This window comes from Roseibium sp. MMSF_3412 (genome assembly GCF_030733265.1).
Taxonomy (GTDB): domain Bacteria; phylum Pseudomonadota; class Alphaproteobacteria; order Rhizobiales; family Stappiaceae; genus Roseibium.
Genome location: NZ_JASHJI010000004.1, coordinates 182,986 through 202,620, shown reverse-complemented (window position 1 = coordinate 202,620; position 19,635 = coordinate 182,986). Strand labels below are relative to the sequence as shown.

Genomic DNA, 19,635 nt, shown 5'->3' with positions numbered 1-19,635 from the left:
CTTGCTTCAGTCTCTTGGATCTTGTGGGAGGATCTAAGGGAGCTTGTACGATCTGATATGAGCGGACATTCGCCGCAAGAAGAAGAAAGAGCGACGTACATGCCCAGTAAAAAGTCTCCAAATCCGATCGATATACACGTTGGTAGCCGTGTTCGCCTGAGGCGAATGATGCTTGGAATGAGTCAGGAAAAACTGGGTGAAAGCCTCGGCATCACCTTTCAGCAAATCCAGAAATACGAAAAAGGCACGAACCGGATCGGTGCCAGCCGGTTGCAGCATATTGCGACGATACTGAAAGTTCCGGTTTCCTTCTTCTTCGAGGACGCACCGGGCACGCCTGAAGAGGCAGAGGGCTTTGGCGAAACACAGCCGACATCCTATGTCGTCGATTTCCTGTCATCGTCGGAGGGCCTTTCATTGAACAAGGCATTCGTGCGAATCGAAGACCCCAAAGTCAGACGCCGGATCGTTGATCTGGTTCGTTCTCTGTCCGGCGATGAATAACAAATTTGCACAACACGCTTGACGTGACGAAAAACTTCAAAGATTGATGCACTCGAAGCGGCGAACTTATTCGCCGCTTCATTCATATTCATTCCCAGAAGGACGATCGCCAATGGCACGTCAGAACTACCTTTTCACGTCCGAATCCGTTTCAGAAGGACATCCGGACAAGGTGTGCGACCGAATCTCCGATGCGGTTGTCGATGCTTATCTTCGTGAAATGCCCGAAGCCCGCGTGGCCTGCGAAACGCTGGCCACCACCAATCGTGTCGTGATTGCCGGCGAGACCCGCGGCCCGGCAGGCATTACCAATGAGTACATTGCCCATCTGGCGCGCATGGCCATCAAGGATATCGGCTATGAGCAGGACGGTTTTCATTGGGAAAACTGCGATATTGCCGTGCATCTTCATGGTCAGTCGGCCCATATCGCCCAGGGCGTCGATGCAGGTGGCAACAAGGATGAAGGCGCAGGCGATCAGGGGATCATGTTCGGCTATGCATGCCGGGAAACCGAAGAACTGATGCCGGCACCGATCCTGTATTCGCACAAGATTCTGAGCCTGCTCGCCGATGCCCGTAAATCCGGCAAGGAGCCGGTTCTCGGTCCGGATGCAAAAAGCCAGGTCACCGTCCGCTACGAAAACGGCGTACCCGTCGCGGCGACGTCGATCGTTCTGTCGACCCAGCATCTGGATCCGGCTCTGACATCGGAAGACGTTCGCCGCATTGTCGAGCCTTACATCCGCACGGCGCTTCCCGACGGCTGGATCACCGGCGAGACGGAGTGGCACGTCAATCCCACCGGCGCCTTTGTGATCGGCGGCCCGGACGGCGATGCCGGCCTCACAGGGCGCAAGATCATCGTCGACACGTATGGCGGAGCAGCGCCCCATGGCGGCGGTGCGTTTTCCGGCAAGGACCCCACCAAGGTTGACCGGTCCGCAGCTTACGCCGCGCGCTATCTGGCGAAGAATGTTGTCGCGGCCGATCTGGCCGACCGCTGCACCATCCAGCTGTCCTACGCAATCGGCGTCTCAGAGCCGCTGTCGGTCTATGTCGATCTGCACGGCACCGGTCGGTGCGATGAAGCCAGATTGGAGACCACGCTTCGGGATGTCATGGGCCTGAGCCCGCGCGGGATTCGTGAACACCTGAAGCTGAACAACGCGATCTACGAGCGGACCGCTGCTTATGGTCACTTTGGGCGTCAGCCGGATGCCGACGGCGGCTTCACCTGGGAAAAAACGGATCTTGTCGACGCGCTGCGCCCGCTCGCCGGGTAAGTTCGGGCAGTCCGTTACTGTTTGAAATTTCAGGCCGCCGGTCCCGAACCGGCGGTCTTGTGCATGTAAAGACACCGCTGCTGCAACGATGACCGATCGATACGAAGGTTCCTTTTTCGGCCGCCGCAAGGGCAAACCTTTGAGCCCGCGCCGTGAAGCGCTGATGGAGAACGAGCTGCCCCGTCTGGCGCTTGATCTCGGCTCGCCAGCTCCTGCGGACACGAAGGACCTGTTTGAAGGGGATGTGACCGAGGTTTGCCTTGAGGTCGGATTCGGCGGGGGCGAGCATTTGCTGCACCGGGCCCGCACCAACCCGCAAACGGGGTTCATCGGTGTGGAGCCGTTCGTCGGCAGCATGGCGAAGGCGGTTGCGGCCGTCGTTGACGAAGGCTTGGCGAATGTGCGCCTTTACGACGACGACGCCGTCAATGTTCTTGACTGGCTTCCGCAGGCATCGCTGGACCTTGCCTACCAGCTCTACCCGGATCCCTGGCCGAAGAAACGGCACTGGAAGCGGCGCTTCATCAATGAAGACAATCTCGACCGGTACGCAAGGGTGCTGAAACCTGGCAGCGAGTTCCGGTTTGCCAGCGATATCGACACCTATATCGACTGGACGCTGCGCCACTGCCGCGACCATGCCCGGTTCGAATGGCTGGCCGAGACGGCGGCCGACTGGAAAACACCGTGGCAGGGCTGGCCCGGGACGCGTTATGAGGCCAAGGCAATTCGCGAGGGACGTACGGGCAGGTACCTCACCTTCCGCCGGATCTGAACGCCTTTGTGAGCGGGTCTTGCGCGGCCGTCCCGGCTTTCCGGGCCAAGTTCTTTTGCGGATTTGAGATCGGACACTTGCGCTCAGACTGCCTTTGGCGTTATACAGCCGGTGTTTCACCTCAAACGGCTTTATCAGAGCATTTGAGAGTGGGCCCGACGGGGACCCGCTCTTTTTTGTTTAGGTACCGGGCCGGAGGCAAAAGACCCAAGCAGGATAGCCTTATGTAGACCGACAATCGGGCGCGTCCGAGATGAAAGACCGGAAACGGTTTAACAGGAGCCAAGTGTGAGCGCACACGAACCAAGAATAGTTACGGAACAGGGCCTGGATGCCCGCGTTGCCGCAATTGTTGAGCCGGTGATCGAGGATCTCGGCTATCGTCTTGTGCGCACCAAGATCAGCGCTGCAAACGGATGCACGTTGCAGATCATGGCAGAACGCCCGGACGGCACGATGACCGTCGAAGATTGTGAAACGATCAGCCGTACCGTCTCCCCGGCGCTGGATGTGGAAGACCCGATCAACCGGGCCTACCATCTGGAAGTCTCGTCACCCGGCATCGACCGCCCTCTGGTGCGTGCAGGCGATTTCGACCGCTGGGCTGGTCACGAGCTCAAGGTGGACATGGCCGTGATGCTGGAGGGTCGCAAACGGTTCAGGGGAACATTGCTCGGGACCGACAACGGCAACGCGAAGGTACGGCTTCCCGATGTTCCCGCGGGCGAAAGCGACACGGTGTCGTTGCCGCTGGAAAACATCGGCGAAGCCAAGCTCGTTCTCACGGATGATTTGATAACCGCGGCTCTTCAGGCGGAAAAAGCTGCTCTCGCAGCAAGAAGCCAGGAAGAAGGCCTGACACAGGACAACACGCCCAACTGAGCCTCCGGCTCGGCGGCGAATGGACACGCGCCAAAAACCAGGACCTGAACCTGGCGCAAGAGGAGTGGAAAATGGCAATCAGCGCAAACCGGCTGGAACTGCTGCAAATTGCTGATGCGGTCGCCCGGGAAAAATCCATTGACCGGATGATCGTGATCAATGCGATGGAAGACGCAATTCAGAAAGCTGCCCGCTCCCGCTACGGCACCGAAACCGAAGTACGTGCCGAGATCAATCCGAAAACCGGCGAGATCCGCCTGCAGCGCCTGCTTCAGGTCGTGGAGGTCGTGGAGAACGTTTCGACAGAAATTTCGCTTGAGGATGCCCAGGCGCGCAATCCGGAAGCAAGCCTTGGCGACTTTATCGCCGAGCCGCTGCCGCCGCTCGATTTCGGCCGCATCGCCGCGCAATCCGCGAAACAGGTCATCGTGCAGAAAGTGCGCGAGGCCGAGCGCGACCGCCAGTACGAGGAATACAAGGATCGTGTTGGCGAGGTCATCAACGGTGTCGTCAAACGCGCCGAATACGGCAACGTGATTGTCGATCTGGGGCGCGGCGAAGGCATTGTGCGGCGGGATGAGTTGATCCCGCGCGAGATATTCCGGACCGGTGACCGCATCCGGGCGTTCATCTACGACGTTCGCCGGGAACAGCGCGGACCGCAGATCTTTCTGTCCCGCACGCATCCCCAGTTCATGGCCAAGTTGTTCGCGCAGGAAGTGCCCGAAATCTACGACGGCGTGATCGAAATCAAGTCGGTTGCCAGGGATCCGGGGTCACGCGCGAAGATCGCGGTGATTTCAAAGGATACCTCCATCGACCCGGTCGGCGCCTGCGTTGGTATGCGCGGCAGCCGTGTTCAGGCCGTTGTCGGTGAACTCCAGGGCGAAAAGATCGACATCATCCCGTGGAACGAGGAAGCGGCGACCTTCATCGTCAACGCCTTGCAGCCGGCCGAAGTGGCCAAGGTTGTTCTTGATGAGGATGCGGAACGTATTGAAGTTGTCGTTCCCGATGACCAACTGTCGCTTGCGATCGGCCGCCGCGGTCAGAATGTGCGGCTTGCGTCCCAGCTGACCGGCTGGGCCATCGACATCATGACCGAGCAGGAAGAATCGGATCGTCGCCAGAAGGAATTCCTGGAACGCTCGCAGCTCTTCATGGAAGCGCTCAACGTGGACGAAATGGTCGGCCAGTTGCTGGCGACCGAGGGCTTCACCTCTGTTGAGGAAGTTGCCTACGTGGAGATCGAGGAGATCTCCATGATCGAGGGCTTTGACGACGAAACTGCCGTTGAAATCCAGGCGCGCGCCCGCGACTACCTCGGCGAACTGGAGGCAAAGCTTGACGAGGAGCGGATCGAGCTTGGTGTGTCCGATGACCTGAGGGCCATTGACGGCCTGACCACGGCGATGCTTGTTGCGCTGGGCAAGGACGATATCAAGTCCATGGAAGACCTTGCCGGTTGCGCGGCCGACGACCTTGTCGGCTGGACCGAGCGCAAGGACGGCGAGACCAAGCGGTTCGACGGCGCGTTGACCGGATTTGATGTCTCGCGCGCGGAAGCGGAAAACGTGGTGATGGCGGCGCGGCTCGCAGCTGGCTGGATCACGGAAGAAGAGCTTGCTGCCATGTCCGCCGAGGCCGAAGAGGTTGAGGAAGACGTTGAAGCAGTTGAGGAAGTGGCCGAACAGGAAGTGCCTGCCGGTGCTATTCTGAACGGCTGAGGACGGCAGTAGCCTTCCGGCAACAGGGACCGGGCGAAGGATCATCGACTGCGGTCTGATGAAGTTCGGTCGGTTTGAAGGAGTGGCAGCGTGCCAAGGAAGAATGAACCAACCGAGCGGCAATGTGCCGTGACCAGGGAGGTTCGGCCCGTAAGCTCGCTGATACGGTTCGTGCTTGATCCGGAAGGTCAGGTGGTGCCGGACCTGAAGAGGACGCTGCCGGGACGCGGCGTTTGGGTAACGGCAACGGCAGAAACTGTCGCCGCTGCTGAAAAGAACAGGAAGAAGGTGTTCGGCCGGGGGTTCAAAGATGAGGCCCTGGTGGAACCGGGTCTTTCGGAGCGTGTCGATGCGCTCTTTGAAAGGTCGGCGCTTCAGGCGCTGTCCCTGACGCGCAAGGCCGGTGAACTTGTGACCGGCTACGCGAAAGTTGAAGCGGCCCTGCGGCGGGACACCGTCCTCGGGCTGATCCACGCCTCGGATGCTGCCGGGGACGGGGTGCGAAAACTGGCAGCGGTGGTTGCCGGGAACAAAGAACTGGCAAACGGGTGCCAAATCGTCCGTTTGTTCGATTCGACCCAATTGGATTTGGCATTGGGCCGGTCAAATGTGATACATGCTGCACTGCTTGCGGGGCATGCGAGCGAAAACTTTCTTGCACGAGTGCGTGACATGGAGCGTTTTCGCGGTTATTCCGCTGCAAGTGACGAAAAGAGCAACGCATAGCAGGGCGGTTGCGCAGGACTGAAGGCAATATGAGCGATACGAAAAATCCAGGCGACAAGACAATCAGCGTTGAGCGTGGCAAGACGCTTGGCCTAAAGCGGGGCGGGGGCGATCAGGGAACTGTTCGGCAATCCTTCTCGCATGGCCGGTCGAAAGCCGTTGTCGTGGAGAAGAAGAAACGCCGTGTTGTTATTCCGGGGCAGGAACCGAAAGCCGAAGCCCCGGCTCCGACCACACAGCGCCTTGACCGCCCGGCTGAAGCACCGCGCAAGCCGCAGCAGCCTGATCCGCAAGCCGCAAAGCAGGCGCGCCGGGCAGCTTCCGGACAGCGTCAGAAGGGCAATGGCAACGTCCTGCGCACCCTGACCAAGGAAGAAGCGGCGGCAAGGGCCGCAGCGCTTCAGATGGCCAAGGAGCGGGAAGTCGAGGAGCGCAAGCAGCGCGTCGAAGACGAAAAGCGCATGGCCGCCGAAGCCGCTCAGCGCAAGGCTGACGAAGAAGCGCGCGCGAAGGTCGAAGCCGAGGAGCGCGCCAAGCGCGAAGCCGAAGAGGCGCGCCTCGCCGAGGAAAATGCAAAGGCAGCGGAAAGCAAGGCCGCAGCCGGGCCGGAGGCCGGAGCCGATGTTGCACCTGCCGAAGACCGGCAACCGGCGCGCAGGGCTGCGGCTTCCAATGCAGGCAAGCCGCGCAATCTCGATGATATGGGCAAACGGGCCGCTCCACCGGCACCGCGCGCCAAACCCGAGCAGCAGCCGGCAGCCGAAGAAGACCGTTCAAACAAGGGTCTGAGGGCCGTCAAGCGGCCGAAACAGGCTCCGACACCGACAGCGCGTCCGCGGGCCGGCGAAGACCGCCGCCGCTCGAAGCTGACCATTTCCGCTGCAACCGGCGGCGACGACGGGCAGCGTGCACGTTCGCTGGCTTCCATGCGCCGCCGCCAGGAAAAGGCCAAGCGCGGTCAGCAGCAGGTCGTGCGTGAAAAGATTTCGCGCGAAGTGACCCTCCCCGAGGCGATCACGATCCAGGAACTCGCCAACCGAATGGCAGAGCGCGCGGTCGACGTGATCAAGCTTCTCATGAAGCAGGGTCAGATGCTCAAGATCAACGACGTTATCGATGCCGACACGGCGGAGCTGATTGCCGAGGAAATGGGACACACGGTCAAGCGTGTTTCCGAGGCCGATGTTGAAGAGGGACTCTTCACCACGGAAGACGACGCCGCATCGCTGCAGCCGCGCCCTCCGGTGGTGACGATCATGGGTCACGTCGATCACGGCAAGACCTCCCTTCTGGACGCGATCCGCAAATCCAAGGTGGTCTCCGGTGAAGCCGGGGGCATCACCCAGCATATCGGTGCCTACCAGATCGATCAGGACGGCCAGAAGATCACCTTCATCGATACGCCCGGCCACGCGGCGTTCTCGCAGATGCGGGCACGCGGCGCCAAGTCGACCGACATCGTGATCCTTGTTGTTGCCGCCGATGACGGCGTCATGCCGCAGACGAAAGAGGCGATCGCGCATGCCAAGGCGGCCGATGCTCCGATTATCGTTGCGATCAACAAGACCGACAAGCCGGGCGCTGATCCGAACCGGGTGCGCACAGAGCTTCTGAGCGAAGAACTCGTGACGGAATCCATGGGTGGCGATGTCATCGACGTGGAAGTCTCCGCGCTCAACGGCACCAATCTCGACAAGCTGCTGGAAATGATCCTGCTGCAGGCCGAGGTTCTCGAGCTCAAGGCGAATCCGGACCGGACCGCCGAAGGCATCGTCATCGAGGCACAGCTCGACCGCGGACGCGGACCGGTTGCGACCGTTCTGGTCCAGAAAGGGACGCTCAAGCCGGGTGACATTCTGGTCGCCGGGTCCGAGTGGGGCCGCGTGCGTGCGATGCTCGATGAAAACGGCAATCAGGTGAAGGAAGCCGGGCCGGCCAAACCGGTCGAGGTTCTCGGGTTCCAGGGAACACCTGCAGCCGGTGACCTTGTTGCCGTTGTCGACAACGAGGCACGTGCCCGTGAGATCACGGACTACCGCCAGCGCCAGATCCGCGAGAAGGCCTCCGTGGTCGCTTCCGGTGCGCGCGGGTCGCTCGAGCAGATGATGAACCGCCTGCAGGAAACCGGCCGCAAGGAATTCCCGCTGGTGCTGAAGGCGGACGTGCAGGGATCGGCGGAAGCCATTGCGCATGCGCTCAACGAGCTGGGTACCGACGAAGTCGGCGCACGCATCCTTCTGTCGGGTGTCGGCGGCATCACCGAAAGCGATATCACGCTGGCGGCGGCGTCCAACGCCCCGATCCTGGGCTTTAACGTGCGCGCCAACAAGCAGGCCCGTGAGGCAGCGTCCCGCGACGGCATCGAGATCCGCTACTACAACGTGATCTACGATCTGGTCGACGACATCAAGGCGGCCATGTCCGGCCTGCTTTCGCCCGAACGCCGCGAAACCTTCCTTGGAAATGCGGAGATCAAGGAGATCTTCCACATCTCGAAGGTCGGCAAGGTCGCGGGCTGTCTGGTTACCGAAGGGGTCGTGGAACGCGGCGCGAATGTGCGCCTGATCCGCGACGACGTCGTGATCCACGAGGGCGAACTCGGAACGCTCAAGCGCTTCAAGGACGAGGTCAAGACCGTCGAATCCGGCCAGGAATGCGGCATGAACTTCGTCAAGTACCAGGACATGCGTCCCGGAGACATCATCGAATGCTTCCGCGTCGAGCAGATCGCAAGGTCGCTCTAACCGCCGGAACAGACATACAGGCAGAAGCGCCGGCGGGATTCTGATGGATCGCGCCGGCGCTGCCACTTTCAGGGTCAACGATGACCCTGGTCAGGAACACAAATGGCTAGACACAATGCTCAGGACAGCCGTGGACCGTCGCAGCGCCAGTTGAAGGTCGGCGAAACGGTGCGCAAGGAACTGTCCGACATCTTCACACGCGGCGAGTTTTCGGACCCCGATCTGGATGGTGCCATCGTTACCATTCCGGAAGTCCGCATGACGCCGGACCTCAGGCTTGCGACCTGCCTCGTCATGCCGCTTGGCGGCAAGAATGCGGAACGGGTCGAAAAAGCGCTCAACCGAAGCGCAAAGTATCTGCGCGGACAGGTGTCCCGGCGTCTGACCATGAAATACATGCCGGATCTGCGTTTCGTTCTGGATACCCGCTTCGACGACGACGACCGCATCGGCACGCTGCTCCATTCGCCGGGTGTCTCGCGCGATCTCGGCAAGGATGAGAACCGCGAGGACTGATTTTGGCAGCAGCGCAACTGAAACTCTTTGTTTGTCATCCCTGCGCAGGCAGGGATCCAGTAGTCATTGACTTGAAATTTTGACACGTCGCGAAGACCGGGACTACTGGACCCCGGTCTCTCGCGATGCTCGAACCGGGGTGACAAGCGGGTGGTAACAGATCCACCAGCTTGGCTGTTCAACAAACGAATTCGATATGGCACGCCAGAAACAGATCAAGCGGAAGAAGAACGCCATCAACGGCTGGCTTGTTCTCGACAAGCCCTACGGGATCACCTCCAACGAGGCACTTGGCAAGATCAAGCGGATCTTTTCGCCGCAGAAGGTCGGCCACGCCGGCACGCTTGATCCGCGCGCATCCGGCCTGTTACCGGTCGCCTTTGGTGAAGCCACCAAGACCGTTCCCTTCGTGATGGACGGGCGCAAGGTTTACCGGTTCGAGGTCACCTGGGGTGCGGAAACAAACACTGACGACACCGAGGGCGATGTGATCGCGACATCGGACGTCAGACCCGATGCGGATGCCGTCGCGGCCGTTCTTGCCGACTTCACCGGCACGATCATGCAGGTACCGCCGAAATTCTCCGCGATCAAGGTCGCGGGAGAGCGCGCCTATGATCTTGCAAGGGACGGCGAAGAGGTGGAACTGGCAGCGCGTCCGATCGACGTTCACCGTCTGGAGCTGGTGGACTGCCCGGATGCGGATCGCGCCGTCTTCGAGGCGGAGTGCGGCAAGGGCACCTATGTACGCGCCCTGGCACGCGATCTCGGGCGCCGCCTCGGCACCTGCGGCCATGTGACGGAACTGCGCCGCCTTCTGGTCGGTCCGTTCGGAGAAGAGGACCTTGTCGACCTCGACGAGATACTCGGCGCTGCAGAGGAACTGGACGAAGGCGATGCCGTCGAGGCACTTGTCGAGGAGTTCGTCCTGCCCGTGCGCGAGGCGATGGATGCCCTGGTCGAAGTGTCCGTTTCGCTGGAGGACGCGGCCAAGATTCGCAAGGGCATGGCGATACTTCTGCGCGGCCGGGAGGCTCCTCTGAATTCACAGGTCGCTTTCGCCAGCCATGCGAACGTGCCTGTTGCGATCGGATCGATCGACAAGGGCCGTTTCCAGCCGACACGGGTGTTTCATCTTTGAAGTGTTTCTGCCCGGGCAAGAGGCAAGGCGACGGCAAAGGCGATGAGAAGCCCCGCCAGCGAATCCGAGAGCCAATGGACATCACCGCTGATCCCGAACGTGGTGGCCAGGGCGACCCATGCGAGCCAGATCCAGCATGAATGCGCAATTAGGGCATGGTTTGTCCGCCTCGCCAACACGATTGCGCCCGCTGCATTGGTGGCAACATGGCCGGATGGCCATCCCTCGACGACGCTCATGAGCCCGGACTGAAAGAAGCCGAAACTGAAGGTCTGGGACTTTGCCAGGACGGAAACCGGAACGAGGGCTTCCGGATGTACTCTCGATGTCAGCGCCTTCAGCACCGACACGGCGATGAGCGCAACCAAAAAGGCTGCCAGCGTCGCCTTGGCGGTTTCCTTGTGCCCGCGCATGGCACAAACGAGCGGCATCAGCACCGGAGCCGCAAAACCTGCCAGCATCGGGAAAGCCGACCACGCAATGGAAAACGTCGGGTCTTGAAGCCGCGCAAGCTGGTTTACGGCAGCATCAACGCCTGTTTTCGCGAGGAGGACTGTCACGCCTGCGGACAGAACAACACTTATTGGCAGCCAGGGATTGAGCAGTCCTATGTGAAGAAGCCGCCCGAGAGACGGTGCTTTTTTGCTAGCAAGCATACTGGCTGAGCCCTTGCGTGCAAGGTCTGAAGGTCGGACAAACAGGGAAGTTTCTCCATCGGTTGACGATGGCCTTGCAGTATGGCCATAACTTCCCTTGTGGCAACTAGTCACAAGAAATAGAGATAGTCATGAAAATCATACCATTGGCACCCGATCCGGATGCGCAATGCCCCGTCACCCTGTGCCTTTCGGTGATTGGCGGGAAATGGAAACCGGTGATCATCTTCTGCATCGTGAACGGCGTTGACCGCTTTGGTGCGCTGCAGCGGGCGATTCCGAACGTCACCAAACAGATGCTGACCAAGCAATTGCGCGAACTGGAGGCGGACGGGCTGGTGACGCGGACCGTCTATCCGCAAGTCCCGCCGCGTGTCGACTACGCACTCACTGATAAGGGACGATCGGTCCTGCCCGTGATCGAGGCCATGAAGGCGTGGGGCGAGGCGAACATATATACATCGGAAGAGACGGGCCGGTCCTGATTGGAAATGCAGAAGGTTCGAAGCCGGAGCGGACGATGGTCTACCGGCGAACATCTGAAAGATTCCGCTGGCTTTTGCCTTTGTTTTCTGCCATATACCGCCGCCATTGGGCACTGAGGCCCAATTCGTCCGGAAGGATCCTTTGCTGAACGACATCTCGGCTCTGGAAACATCCGGATCAGGCCGGTCTCCGGCACATCAACGCGTCCGGTCAACGGACCCCCCTCTTTGAAAGGAAAGAGCGATGTCGATTACTGCAGAGCGTAAAGCTGAGCTCATCAAGGAATTTGCGACCAAGGAAGGCGACACCGGCTCTCCGGAAGTCCAGGTGGCGATCCTCACAGAGCGCATCAACAACCTGACCGAACATTTCAAGGGCCATGGCAAGGACAACCACTCCCGCCGCGGTCTTCTGAAAATGGTTGCGCAGCGCCGGTCCCTTCTGGACTACACGCGCGGCAAGAGCGAAGAGCGCTACAAGACGCTGATCGAGCGTCTGGGTATCCGCCGCTAAGGTCTTGAACAAACGAAACGCGGTGGGCTGGTTCCCGCCGCGTTTTGCTTATGGGCGTCTTCGGCCGTATGCCTAAAATGGACGGTTTGACGGCCCGCAAACGCGCATTGATAGAGTGCGTTCCCATTTGATGGCAAACACTCTATAGAAACCTCGTGACAAGTCATGGGGCAGGATTGCCGGCTTCTTTCGGTTCCGATCTACGGAAAGCAGCCCGTTGTCTTGCCCGTGACCTGTCCGCCGGTAACCGGCCCATCCGGGGCCGACCGGGAATGTGCCTGTCCGATGGCGTTGCAAGGAGTGCAACGGCGGGTGGGCGACTACGTAAGGACAGATGATGTTTGATATTCATCGTGTAGAAGTCGAGTGGGGCGGACGGCCGCTCGTGCTCGAAACGGGCAAGGTTGCTCGCCAAGCCGACGGCGCCGTCATGGCGACCTACGGCGAAACCAAGGTTCTGGCGACCGTTGTCTCGGCAAAGGAGCCGCGGCCCGGACAGGATTTTTTCCCGCTCACCGTGAACTACCAGGAAAAGGCGTTTGCCGCCGGTAAGATCCCGGGCGGTTATTTCAAGCGCGAAGGCCGCCCGTCGGAGCATGAGACGCTCACCTCCCGTCTGATCGACCGGCCGATCCGCCCGCTCTTTGCCGATGGCTACAAGAACGACACCCAGGTCGTGATCACCGTCCTGTCCCATGACATGGAAAACGCTCCGGACATCCTGGCAATGGTCGCGGCCTCTGCTGCCCTGACGCTGTCCGGCGTTCCCTTCATGGGCCCGATCGGCGGCGCACGCGTCGGTTACATCGACGGCGAATACGTTTTGAACCCGGCCGTCGATGACATGCCGGAAAGCGCGCTCGATCTCGTTGTTGCAGGCACGAACGATGCGGTTCTGATGGTGGAGTCGGAAGCCAAGGAACTGGACGAAGACATCATGCTCGGCGCGGTGATGTTCGGTCACAAGGGCTTCCAGACCGTGATCGACGCGATCATCAAGCTGGCCGAGACCGCTGCGAAGGAACCGCGCGAACTGTCCATTCCGGATCATTCCGCGCTTTTTGATCAGGTCAAGTCCCTGGCTGGCGAAGAGCTGTCTGCGGCCTACAAGATCACTTCCAAGACCGACCGCAAGAACGCGGTTGATGTCGCCAAGGCAAAGGTTGTCGAAGCGCTGATCACCAACGCGGCGGAAGGCGAGGCTCCGGAAGCCAACGTCCTCGGCGAGCAGTTCAAGAAACTGGAAGCCGAAATTGTTCGCGGTGGCATCCTCGACACCGGCACGCGCATCGACGGACGTGATCTGTCCACCGTCCGTGCAATCTCTTCGGAAGTCGGCATCCTGCCGCGCGCGCACGGCTCCTCGCTGTTCACCCGCGGCGAGACGCAGGGTCTTGTGGTTGCTACGCTGGGAACAGGCGAAGACGAACAGTTCATCGATCTGCTGGAAGGCACGGTGAAGTCCCACTTCATGCTGCACTACAACTTCCCGCCTTATTCCGTCGGTGAAACCGGACGCATGGGCTCCCCCGGACGGCGCGAGATCGGCCACGGCAAGCTGGCCTGGCGTGCGATCAACCCGATGCTGCCGCAGCACCACGATTTCCCGTACACGCTCCGCGTTGTCTCCGAGATCACCGAATCCAACGGTTCCTCCTCCATGGCGACCGTCTGTGGCACCTCTCTGGCGCTTATGGATGCCGGTGTGCCGCTGAAGGCTCCGGTTGCGGGTATCGCGATGGGTCTGATCAAGGAAGGTGAGCGCTTCGCGGTTCTCTCCGACATCCTTGGCGACGAAGACCACCTCGGCGACATGGACTTCAAGGTTGCCGGTACCGAAGGCGGCATCACCTCGCTTCAGATGGACATCAAGATCGACGGTATTACCGAAGAGATCATGAAGGTCGCTCTGGAACAGGCGAAGGGCGGCCGCATCCACATTCTGGGCGAGATGGCGAAAGCCATCACCGAAGCACGCTCGGAACTGGGCGAACACGCACCGCGCATCGAAATGATGAAGATCCCGGTCGACAAGATCCGTGAAGTCATCGGTTCGGGCGGCAAGGTCATCCGCGAAATCGTGGAAAAGACCGGTGCCAAGGTCAACATCGAGGACGACGGCACGGTCAAGATCGCTTCTTCCGACGGCAAGGCGATCAAGGCAGCCGTCAACTGGATCAACTCCATTGCGGCTGAGCCTGAAGTCGGCGTCATCTACGAAGGAACGGTCGTCAAGTGCGTCGACTTCGGTGCCTTCGTCAACTTCTTCGGCGCAAAGGACGGCCTGGTGCATATCTCGCAGCTGGCTCCGCGCAAGGTCGGCAAGGTGACCGACGTCGTCAAGGAAGGCGACAAGGTCTGGGTCAAGCTCATGGGCTTTGACGAGCGCGGCAAGGTTCGCCTGTCCATGAAAGTGGTCGACCAGGAAACCGGCAAGGAAATCGAGAAGGAAAGCGCCGAATAAACCCGGCCCGATCTCGAAACGGAAAACGCGCGAAGGACCCTGTCTTTCGCGCGTTTTGTTTTGGTGTGACCGGCGCTGCCGGACAAACGTCCCGATGAACGGCAGGAGATGCCGGCGCGCAGATTTGCCTCCGGTGCGGAAGCTGCTATACCCGCGTTCGAACATCGGATGAAAGGATCGACATGGGGCAAATGCGCTTGGTTGTCGTTGGTGCCGGGGGCCGGATGGGCCGCGCGCTGACAAAGGCCGTGACAGAGAAGGACGGGGCAACCGTCGTCGCCGCAATCGAACGCGAGGGTTCTGAGTTTCTGGGCCAGGATGCAGGGGAACTGGCCGGTGTCGGACCGCTTGGCGTTCCCGTGACGGATGATCCCCTGACGGCCTTTGCCAGTTCGGACGGCGTCCTGGATTTCACCGCTCCGGCGGCCAGTCTCTGGTTTGCGGAACTGGCCGCGCAGGCGCGGATCGTTCACGTGATCGGAACGACCGGATGGGCCGAAGGCGAAGACGAGCCGCTGAAGGCGGCCGCGCGCCACGCACGCATCGTGAAGTCCGGCAACATGAGCCTCGGGGTCAACCTGCTGGCGAGCCTTGTGCGCGTCGCCGCTGCCGCCCTTGATTCGGACTTCGACATCGAAGTCGTTGAAATGCATCACAAACACAAGGTTGACGCACCATCCGGCACGGCGCTTTTGCTTGGGCAGGCCGCTGCCGAGGGACGCGGGATCGACCTCAATTCCCACGCGGTGCGTGCGCGTGACGGCATCATGGATCCCCGCAAGACCGGTGACATCGGTTTTGCCACGTTGCGCGGCGGATCGGTAATTGGCGAGCACTCGGTGGTGTTCGCAGGCGAGGGCGAGCGCATAGAGCTGGTTCACCGTGCGGAGGATCGCCAGCTTTTTGCCCGCGGCGCTGTCAAGGCAGCGCTCTGGGGATACGACCAGAAACCGGGGTTTTACTCGATGGCCGACGTGCTCGGCCTCAACGCATAATGATTGCGCAGTTTAAGGAGAACGGCATGGAACGCCTTCTTGTGCTTGTCCGGCATGGACAGAGCGAATGGAATTTGAAGAACCTGTTCACGGGCTGGAAGGATCCGGGCTTGACCGAGCAGGGCGTCGCGGAAGCACACCGGGCCGGCCAGCAGCTCAGAGATCTCAAGCTTGAGTTCGACATCGCGTTCACGTCCGATCTGTCACGTGCGCAAAAGACCCTTGGCATCATCCTGGACGAACTCGGGCAGGCCGACCTGGAAACACTTCAGGATCAGGCCCTGAACGAGCGCGACTACGGCGATCTGACCGGCATGAACAAGGACCAGGCCCGGCAGGAATTCGGCGAGGAACAGGTCCATATCTGGCGCCGGTCCTACGACGTGCCGCCACCGGGTGGCGAAAGCCTGAAGATGACGGCGGAACGGGTGCTGCCTTACTACAAGCAGGAAATCCTGCCCCGGGTCATGGAAGGCAAGCGCACGCTGGTTTCCGCGCACGGCAATTCTCTCCGGTCCTTGATCATGGAACTGGAAGACCTGACCCCTGAGGAAATCCTGAAGCGGGAACTGGGGACGGGCACGCCGATCGTCTACCGTCTCGACGAAAATGGTGGCGTGGTCAGCGTTCAGGACCTCGCCGACTAGGCAATCGAGTGTCTCAAGGAAAAAGGCGGTCGTCATGACCGCCTTTTTTGTTTTGGATCAGATTTCAAATCCGCTTTGCGCCGCGATGTTCTTGAGCGGTTTTTCCGGACGTGCACCGACATGGCTGATGACGTTGGCGGCGCACAGGCAGCCGAGTTCGGCAGCATCGCCGAGCTTGTATTCGCGCGCCAGACCGAACAGGAAACCGGACGCGAACAGATCGCCGGCACCCGTCAGGTCAACGACATTGCTGACGGCCTGCGCAGAAACCTTGACCGTTTCGTTGCTGTCGAACGCCATTGCTCCGTTCTCGCCGAGCGTCAGCGCGGTCAGGGCGCCGGAGTCCCGCGCCGCGGAAATGGCCGTGTCAAGATCCGCCGTCTCGTAAAGCGCCTTGAGTTCGTGCTCGTTGGCGAACATCAGGTCCACGACCTTGTCTTTCAAAAGCCCCTGAAATTCGCTCCGGTAGCGGTCGACGCAGAAGGAATCCGACAAGGTAATCGCCACTTTCCGTCCATTGGCGTGGGCGACTTCGGCAGCCTTCAGGAAGGCTTTTTTCGCTTCCTCCGGATCCCAAAGATAGCCTTCCATGTAGGTGACAGCAGAAGCCGCCACGACATCTTCGTCGACATCGCCGGTACCGAATTCAACGCAGGCGCCGAGATAGGTATTCATCGTCCTCTCGCCGTCCGGCGTGATCAGGATCATGGAGCGCGCGGTCGGATTGCCATCCACGAGGCGCGGCGTGTTGAAATAGACGCCCGTGCCGTTCATGTCGTGGGAGTAGCTGTCGCCCAGTTCGTCTTCGGCAACCTTGCCGAAATAGGCAGGGTTCCCTCCGAGCGAGGCAATGCCTGCCGCGGTATTGCCCGCACTGCCGCCGGAGATGCGGACGGTCTGCCCCATCTTGTCGAAAAGCCTCACGGCCTCGTCCGTGTCGATCAGGCGCATCGACCCTTTGACAAGGTTTTCGCGGACCAGGAAGTCCTCTTCGACATGCGCAAAGACGTCGCAAATCGCGTTGCCGATGCAAAGCGCATCAAATCTCGTTTCGGTCATGAATTCCTCTGAATGCGAAAGCTGCTGATGGGTCAGGAATGCGGGTTCGGGCGCAACGCGCGGTTGGCTTCCGGTTCCTTGATCTTGTCCCGGAACGGGCTGGCCCTGTAAACGCCCAGAATGTTCAGTTCCGCGCAAAAGAAGGCGAGTTCTTCAAGCGCGAGGCCGACGGCCGGATCGTCCGGGTGGCCTTCGACATCGGCATAGAACATCGACGCAAAGAACTGGCCTTCCAGCTGATAGGATTCCAGCTTGGTCATGTTGACGCCGTTGGTGGCAAATCCACCGAGGGCCTTGTAGAGCGCTGCCGGAACGTTGCGGACGCGAAAAATGAAGGTCGAGATGACAGGCTGACCGTTGTGTGCGGCCTCCATCTTTTCCCTGGAGAGGATAACGAAACGTGTGGTGTTGTGCGCGGCGTCTTCCACGTCCCTGCGCAGAATGTCGAGCCCATAGATTTCAGCGGCCATTTCCGGGGCGAAGGCAGCCACGGTCGGGTCGTTCAGGTCGGCAACCTGGCGCGCCGATCCGGCGGTATCGCCGCCGACCACTGCCGTCAGGCCGAGTTCGCGGATGATGTTGCGGCATTGTCCGAGCGCATGGATATGGCTCTGCACTTTCTCCAGTTTGTCGATGGACGCACCTTTGGGCGCCATCAGCTGAAACCGGATGGGCATGAAATATTCGCCGATGATGTGCAGATCGGACTTGGGCAGCAGGTGGTGAATGTCGGCGACGCGTCCGGCGACGGAGTTTTCGATGGGGATCATGGCAAGGTCAGCCGACCCGTCCGCCATTGCCGAAAAACAATCCTCGAATGTCGCGCAGGGAATGGCCTCGTAGTCCGGGTAGACACTTCTGCAGGCCATATGGGAGTTCGCCCCATTTTCACCCTGGAATACAATTCTCTTTCTGTCGGTCATGGTCTTTCGCGTTCTGGCGGTTGGGGTCATCAGGTCAGGAGCGCGGCGCGGGCCCGCTCCAGGTCTTCAGGTGTGTTCACGTCCATGGGGGCGCTGTCAATGATGGAAATGTCGATTCGCATGCCTGCTTCGAGCGCACGCAGCTGTTCGAGTTTCTCGCGCAGCTCCAGCGGCGAAGGCGGCATCTCAACGAAACGCTCAAGCGCTCGCCTGCGATAGGCATAGATGCCGATATGCTGGTAGAGCGGCCCGTCTCCGGTAGGAGCGGTCGCCCGTGTGAAATAGAGCGCCCGGTGATGTCCGTGACCGTTCGGTGTTGTGACCGCCTTCACGAAGCTCGGATCATCGCGGAACTCCGGACGGGTGATCTCCGTCATGATCGTGCCGATCGACACGTCCGCGATCTGAAGAGGCGAAAAGGCTGCCCGGATGGCGTCCGGCTCGATCTGGGGCACGTCGCCCTGAACGTTGAGCACGACATCATAGCGGTTGTCCGGATCGAGACTGCGGGCGGCTTCGTGAATGCGGTCGGAGCCGGAGACATGGTCCTTGCGGGTCAGCACAGCCTGTCCGCCATGATCCTTGACGGCTTCGGCAATGGTGACGTCGTCGCAGGCAACCGCAACCGGGCCGATATCGGCTTCCTGCGCCTGTTCCATGACGCGGACGATCATCGGCTTTCCGCATATGTCCGCCAGCACCTTGTTCGGCAGGCGAGTCGCTGCCAGGCGGGCGGGAATTATGACCAGTGCTGCTGTCAATCGTGTCTCCATTTGGAGGCTCAGAGCATTTTTTTCGGAAAAAATGCCCGCCGCGTCCGTTTGTCATATCAATTGCCCTTTTAAAGCTATGGACAGCAAGGTCAAAAAATTTGTAGGTTCCGGCGAAATTACATAAAGCTGATAAGGGTCCCGTGTTTCGGGAGCCTGCGCGCGTATGAGCTTGGAGCCGGAGAGAATGGATTCCTTCACACTGAACAAGGCCGCTGGTGCGGTACTTATGGTTCTGATTCTGACCATGGGTGTTGGAATTGTTTCCGACGTCATTTTCCAACCGACGATTCCCGGTAAGCCCGGTTATGAAATCGTGGTGGAAGCCGCACAGGATGCGACGTCGACCGTGGAAGCGGAGCCGGATGTTGTTCCGATCTCCGAGCGCTTGCTTGCGGCATCTGCCTCGGACGGTGCCAATGTCGCCAAGAAATGCGCGGCCTGCCATTCCTTCGATGATGGCGGTGCAAACAAGTCCGGTCCGGCGCTGTGGGATGTCGTCGGTCGCAAGCCCGGTGGCCATGACGGCTTCCGCTACTCGTCCGCGATGTCGGCATACGGCGAAGAAAATCCGGAGTGGACCTACGAAGCGCTCGACAACTTCCTGGCCGCTCCCAAGAAATACATCGACGGCACGTCCATGGGCTTTGCCGGCCTGCGCCGTCCCGAGGAGCGCGCGAACATGATCGCTTACATGCGCGAACAGTCCGGAGCACCGAAGCCCCTGCCTGCCGAGTGATCGCAGCGGTCGGTAACACCAGATTCATTGGTAAAAGAGCCGGGTTGTCCAGCCCGGCTTTTTTGTTGCTATATGAAAAATTA

At 60.3% G+C, this 19,635-nt stretch carries 19 protein-coding genes; 15 read left to right on the top strand and 4 right to left on the bottom strand.

Going from position 1 to position 19,635, the window contains the following annotated elements; all coding sequences use genetic code 11:
* Positions 1-99: 99 nt before the first annotated feature.
* From RBB49_RS09810 to truB, 9 genes are all read left to right on the top strand, one after another.
* Positions 100-504, top strand: a complete 405-nt coding sequence (locus tag RBB49_RS09810; protein WP_306142566.1) for a helix-turn-helix domain-containing protein — start codon at positions 100-102, stop codon at positions 502-504.
* A gap of 112 nt (positions 505-616) precedes the next feature.
* Entirely contained in the window at positions 617-1,789 is a 1,173-nt protein-coding gene (metK, locus tag RBB49_RS09805; RefSeq protein ID WP_306142565.1) for a methionine adenosyltransferase, read from the top strand.
* An 88-nt stretch (positions 1,790-1,877) separates the two neighbouring features.
* On the top strand, positions 1,878-2,564 hold the full coding sequence (locus tag RBB49_RS09800) for a tRNA (guanosine(46)-N(7))-methyltransferase TrmB (RefSeq protein ID WP_306142564.1): 687 nt from the start codon (positions 1,878-1,880) through the stop codon (positions 2,562-2,564).
* A gap of 288 nt (positions 2,565-2,852) precedes the next feature.
* The gene (gene rimP, locus RBB49_RS09795; protein WP_306142563.1) at positions 2,853-3,446 is read left to right on the top strand and encodes a ribosome maturation factor RimP; all 594 of its coding nucleotides are present in this window, start codon (positions 2,853-2,855) and stop codon (positions 3,444-3,446) included.
* Positions 3,447-3,517: 71 nt separating this feature from the next.
* Entirely contained in the window at positions 3,518-5,173 is a 1,656-nt protein-coding gene (gene nusA, locus RBB49_RS09790) for a transcription termination factor NusA (RefSeq protein WP_306142562.1), read from the top strand.
* A gap of 90 nt (positions 5,174-5,263) precedes the next feature.
* Positions 5,264-5,899 (top strand): RNA-binding protein, encoded by a 636-nt coding sequence (locus RBB49_RS09785; RefSeq protein WP_306142561.1) that lies wholly within the window; start codon positions 5,264-5,266, stop codon positions 5,897-5,899.
* Between the two features lie 29 nt (positions 5,900-5,928).
* Entirely contained in the window at positions 5,929-8,643 is a 2,715-nt protein-coding gene (gene infB, locus RBB49_RS09780) for a translation initiation factor IF-2 (protein ID WP_306142560.1), read from the top strand.
* A 102-nt stretch (positions 8,644-8,745) separates the two neighbouring features.
* Positions 8,746-9,159, top strand: coding sequence for a 30S ribosome-binding factor RbfA (gene rbfA / locus RBB49_RS09775; RefSeq protein WP_306142559.1), 414 nt, complete (start codon positions 8,746-8,748; stop codon positions 9,157-9,159).
* Positions 9,160-9,355: 196 nt separating this feature from the next.
* Positions 9,356-10,300: a tRNA pseudouridine(55) synthase TruB gene (gene truB, locus RBB49_RS09770; protein ID WP_306142558.1), complete on the top strand. Its 945-nt coding sequence runs from the start codon at positions 9,356-9,358 to the stop codon at positions 10,298-10,300.
* Here truB and RBB49_RS09765 read toward each other — a convergent pair.
* Complete coding sequence (locus RBB49_RS09765; RefSeq protein ID WP_306142557.1) at positions 10,291-10,956, bottom strand: phosphatase PAP2 family protein; 666 nt, start codon at positions 10,954-10,956, stop codon at positions 10,291-10,293. The genes truB and RBB49_RS09765 overlap by 10 nt on opposite strands.
* A 131-nt stretch (positions 10,957-11,087) precedes the next feature.
* Here RBB49_RS09765 and RBB49_RS09760 point away from each other — a divergent pair, with 131 nt between their 5' ends.
* From RBB49_RS09760 to RBB49_RS09740, 5 genes are all read left to right on the top strand, one after another.
* On the top strand, positions 11,088-11,441 hold the full coding sequence (locus RBB49_RS09760) for a helix-turn-helix domain-containing protein (protein ID WP_306142556.1): 354 nt from the start codon (positions 11,088-11,090) through the stop codon (positions 11,439-11,441).
* Between the two features lie 244 nt (positions 11,442-11,685).
* Complete coding sequence (rpsO, locus tag RBB49_RS09755) at positions 11,686-11,955, top strand: 30S ribosomal protein S15 (protein WP_306142555.1); 270 nt, start codon at positions 11,686-11,688, stop codon at positions 11,953-11,955.
* 337 nt (positions 11,956-12,292) lie between these two features.
* A complete protein-coding gene (pnp, locus tag RBB49_RS09750; protein ID WP_306142554.1) occupies positions 12,293-14,419 on the top strand; it encodes a polyribonucleotide nucleotidyltransferase in 2,127 nt (708 codons plus the stop codon).
* 182 nt (positions 14,420-14,601) lie between these two features.
* Positions 14,602-15,414 (top strand): 4-hydroxy-tetrahydrodipicolinate reductase, encoded by an 813-nt coding sequence (gene dapB / locus RBB49_RS09745; RefSeq protein WP_306142553.1) that lies wholly within the window; start codon positions 14,602-14,604, stop codon positions 15,412-15,414.
* 26 nt (positions 15,415-15,440) lie between these two features.
* Entirely contained in the window at positions 15,441-16,061 is a 621-nt protein-coding gene (locus RBB49_RS09740; RefSeq protein ID WP_306142552.1) for a 2,3-bisphosphoglycerate-dependent phosphoglycerate mutase, read from the top strand.
* A 57-nt stretch (positions 16,062-16,118) separates the two neighbouring features.
* Here the strand turns inward: RBB49_RS09740 and RBB49_RS09735 are convergent, their stop codons facing one another.
* From RBB49_RS09735 to RBB49_RS09725, 3 genes are read right to left on the bottom strand one after another with little or no spacing between them, the layout of a single operon-like run.
* Complete coding sequence (locus RBB49_RS09735; protein ID WP_306142551.1) at positions 16,119-17,120, bottom strand: adenosine kinase; 1,002 nt, start codon at positions 17,118-17,120, stop codon at positions 16,119-16,121.
* Positions 17,121-17,152: 32 nt separating this feature from the next.
* Positions 17,153-18,043: a prephenate dehydratase gene (locus RBB49_RS09730; protein WP_306142550.1), complete on the bottom strand. Its 891-nt coding sequence runs from the start codon at positions 18,041-18,043 to the stop codon at positions 17,153-17,155.
* Positions 18,044-18,072: 29 nt separating this feature from the next.
* Positions 18,073-18,816, bottom strand: coding sequence for a 3-deoxy-manno-octulosonate cytidylyltransferase (locus RBB49_RS09725; protein WP_306142549.1), 744 nt, complete (start codon positions 18,814-18,816; stop codon positions 18,073-18,075).
* A 184-nt stretch (positions 18,817-19,000) separates the two neighbouring features.
* On the opposite strand from RBB49_RS09725, the gene RBB49_RS09720 reads away from it, so the two are divergent.
* On the top strand, positions 19,001-19,552 hold the full coding sequence (locus RBB49_RS09720; protein WP_306142548.1) for a cytochrome c family protein: 552 nt from the start codon (positions 19,001-19,003) through the stop codon (positions 19,550-19,552).
* The last annotated feature ends 83 nt before the right edge of the window (positions 19,553-19,635 follow it).